Annotated in this window: 3 protein-coding genes; 2 read left to right on the top strand and 1 reads right to left on the bottom strand. The window is 68.6% G+C overall.

What is annotated here, in order from left to right; genetic code table 11:
- Positions 1-153: 153 nt before the first annotated feature.
- On the top strand, positions 154-771 hold the full coding sequence (locus AB0F38_RS31595) for a hypothetical protein (RefSeq protein ID WP_361900876.1): 618 nt from the start codon (positions 154-156) through the stop codon (positions 769-771).
- On the opposite strand, the gene AB0F38_RS31590 is transcribed toward AB0F38_RS31595, so the two are convergent.
- Entirely contained in the window at positions 768-1,799 is a 1,032-nt protein-coding gene (locus AB0F38_RS31590) for an RDD family protein (protein ID WP_361900874.1), read from the bottom strand. The genes AB0F38_RS31595 and AB0F38_RS31590 overlap by 4 nt on opposite strands.
- A gap of 119 nt (positions 1,800-1,918) precedes the next feature.
- Here AB0F38_RS31590 and AB0F38_RS31585 point away from each other — a divergent pair, with 119 nt between their 5' ends.
- Positions 1,919-2,926 (top strand): stage II sporulation protein M, encoded by a 1,008-nt coding sequence (locus AB0F38_RS31585; RefSeq protein ID WP_361900872.1) that lies wholly within the window; start codon positions 1,919-1,921, stop codon positions 2,924-2,926.
- Positions 2,927-3,355 lie beyond the last annotated feature (429 nt).

Raw genomic sequence — 3,355 nt, 5'->3', positions numbered from 1 at the left:
ACGCTCGGCTGGAGTACTCCAGCCGAGCGTCTACGTGATCTACTCACCACCTGAAAACCAGGCGGTGTTGCAACGACCCCTTGAACCCAAGCCCCCGTGCCGGGGGCCTGTCCCGTACCGCATCCGCACAGCCCGAGGAACCCGAAGGACCCCATGCCCCGCGGCCGCTATTCGCTCCACGATCCCCACGATCACACCCCCCTCGGCGAAGAGCACTTCCACTGCGCCCCAGGTCCTTCCGGATGGCGCTACGTCTCCCGGACCACAGCCCCTTCCGGCGCACACCTGGGCTCCCTCGACCTGGCCCTGGACGAGCTCGGCCGCCCCATCCGCCTCGAACTGCACGCCGCGAGCTGGCAGATCCGTGGCGCCGCCCTCGACGGAGTCACCTGGGTACGGACCGATCCGACCGGTGCTCACGCCACCGAAGGCAATGTGCGCGCTCATACCTTCTCCGGCACGTCCCCCGCCTTCCTCGTCGCCACCGCCCGGCTCCTGCGCCTCACCCCCGATTCCCCCGCGACCCGCGTCCGTCTGGTCACCTTCACGGACCCGGTTCTCGCGCCCCGGACGGTCGACCAGTCCTGGGCCCTGGTGGACAGTGAAGCGCACGCCACTGACAACGGCCCCCTGGTCGTGGACGAGTACCAGGTCAACGCGCTGGACACCGGGGATCAATACGCGGTCCACCTCGCCGGGGACGTGGTTCTGGCCGCTCCCGGTATCGAGCTGGAGGACCTGGAGTCACCGCCCTCGCCCCCGCCTCACTAGACGGGCGGAGCGAACCCGGTGGCACCCGGCTCGACGGTCCGGCCCGTCGGCGCCGTACCGGCAGGGGGTGCAGCGGCCACCGGAGCCGCCGCCGGTGCCCCCGCGGCGGTGGCGGTGGCCAAGGGTTCCGATGCGGTGTCCCTGGCCGGCCGGACCTCCCAGGGCGAGCCCGTCCGTATTGCTCCGTGCACCGTGCCGGACGGCCCGCCCGGCACCGGCATCCCTCCGCCTCCCGGGAGACCCGCGGGTGCCGCTGAGCGCACCGGGTGGTGCCGGCCGACGGCAGAGGCCACCCGCCTGATGTCCCTCTGCTGCCGCTCGTTCACCACCGCCGCCAGATAGGCAGCGGCGGGCACGCCCTGTGGCACGGGAACACCCGTACGGGCGGCGAGATCTCCGGACAGCCGTTCGGCGATCGACCAGCCCACGGCGCCGTCCAGCTGGTGCATCCGCGTCAGGTACTGGCGGATCGCCAGCCAGAGATCGTCCGGCACGGCCGACAGGTCCAGCTGCGCGAAGCGCCCCACCAGCCAGAAGGGCGGCGGCGGCACGGCGACAGCCCGCCCGGTCGGTACCCGCTCACGCACGACGAGGGTTCCCGCGAACACGTCACCGAGACGTCGGCCCCTGGCCGACACCAGGGAAGCGATACAGGCGACGACGCCGAACGTTCCCAGGATCTCGACCACGCCCATCGCACCCCGCACCAGCGCGTGCCGGAACCGGATCGGCCCGCCGTCGTCGCGCACCACGCGAAGTCCGCAGGCCAGCTTTCCCAGAGAACGGCCGTGGCTGAGCGTCTCGACGGCGATCGGCCCGCCCACCAGCACGAGGAGGAAGGTGGCTACCGCGATCGCCGCGCTCGCCGCCTCGTCGAGGCTCACGGTCGCGACAGCGAGACCGATCGATATCAGAACGAAAACTGTCAGAACCACCGCAAGATCGATGGCGATCGCCAATGCCCGGCTCGGCAGCCTCGCCGGCCGCAACCCCAGTACGACCGCATCCCCGGTCACGAGCTCATTCATCGCCGCCCACCCTTCGCCGCCCTTCTCTGCCCCTCGGGCCCACAGTCTGCCAAGCTGGCCCGCAGCGCGCCGCCGTAGTACGGACCCGTACGCACCCTTGCCTGGAGCAGCAGCCGACCATGGATCTCGACGTCTTCGTGACCACCCACCACGCCGAGTGGGACCGCCTGGACCATCTTCTGCACCGAGGACGGGGTCTGACCGGCTCGGAAGCGGATGAACTCGTCGCTCTCTACCAGCGCACGGCGACGCACCTGTCTTTGATCCAGTCCAGTGCCCCGGATCCTGTGCTGACCGCGCGCCTCACCCGGCTGGTGGCCCGCGCCCGTTCCACCGTGACCGGGACCCGACGCGCCTCATGGCGTGACGCAGCCCGCTTCCTGAGCACCGGTTTTCCGGCTGCCGTCTACCGTGCGCGGCACTGGTGGGTCCCCACGGCGGTGCTCTCCACGCTTCTGGCGGCCGTCATCGGCTGGTGGATCGGCACGCACCCGGAAGTCCAGGCGGCGATCGCCGCTCCGGAGGACCTTCGCAGCCTGACCCGTCCCGGTGGGGAGTACGAGACCTACTACTCCAGCCACCCGGCCGCGTCGTTCGCCGCCCAGGTCTGGACGAACAACGCCCAGGCCGCAGCCATGTGTCTGGTGCTGGGCGCCTTCCTCTGCATACCGGTGATCTGGATCCTCTTCGTCAACGTGCTCAACCTCGGCGTGGGCATCGGCCTGATGTCGTCGGCCGGCCGGCTGGACACCTTCCTGGGACTCGTCCTGCCACACGGGCTGCTGGAGCTCACCGCCGTCTTCGTCGCAGCCGGTACGGGACTCCGGCTCGGCTGGACGGTCATCGACCCGGGGCCCCGCACCAGGCGTTCCGCTCTGGCCGAGCGAGGCCGGGCCGCCCTCGGCATGGCCATCGGTCTGGCCCTGGTCCTGTTCGTCTCCGGTGTCATCGAGGGCTTCGTGACCCCGTCGGGTCTTCCCACGTGGGCCCGGATCGCTATCGGCATCGTGGCTGAGCTGGCCTTTCTCGCCTACGTCTATGTTCTCGGCGGGCGGGCGGCCAGGGCCGGCGATACGGGTGACCTCGACGCCGCCGAACGCAGCGCGGAACTTCCTTCCGCGGCGTGACGGCCGATGTGCGTCCACGGCCGCTGACCTGCTAGTGTCTCCCTCGCCCACAAAAACTGTTGACACAGTGCGCGTGGAGAGGTAGATTTTAACGGTTACAGCGGACTGGACAAGTCCGAGCGTAAAGGTTAAAGTCCACTTCGCTCTTGCCGGGGACGAGATCCTCGCAGAGCCGATCGATTCTTCTCTTTGACTGAGCAGACACGCCGATTAGCTTCGGTCGAAATGCTTCTGATAAAGTCGAGTCAGCCGAAAGGCAAAGGCCACTCCATGGGTCATCGGATTCAAATTCGAACCGGAAACGGAACGGAAAAGAGTCTGGTAACGTTGGAACCGCCGGAAAGGGAAACGCGAAAGCGAAGAACTGGAAAGCGAAACCCGCTTCGACCGGGAATCGGACACGAAAGAGTCTGATAGAGTCGGAAACGC

This window comes from Streptomyces sp. NPDC025273 (assembly GCF_040638585.1).
In the GTDB taxonomy this organism is placed as follows: Bacteria; Actinomycetota; Actinomycetes; order Streptomycetales; family Streptomycetaceae; genus Streptomyces; species Streptomyces cinereorectus.
Note: the sequence above shows the minus strand (reverse complement) of the source record. Positions and strands in the feature narration are given on the sequence as shown.

Bases quoted from the DNA above. Each gene is read 5' to 3' on its own strand.
- AB0F38_RS31585 (WP_361900872.1), top strand. From the start codon at position 1,919: ATGGATCTCGACGTCTTCGTGACCACCCACCACGCCGAGTGGGACCGC.
- AB0F38_RS31595 (WP_361900876.1), top strand. From the start codon at position 154: ATGCCCCGCGGCCGCTATTCGCTCCACGATCCCCACGATCACACCCCC.
- AB0F38_RS31590 (WP_361900874.1), bottom strand. From the start codon at position 1,799: ATGAATGAGCTCGTGACCGGGGATGCGGTCGTACTGGGGTTGCGGCCG.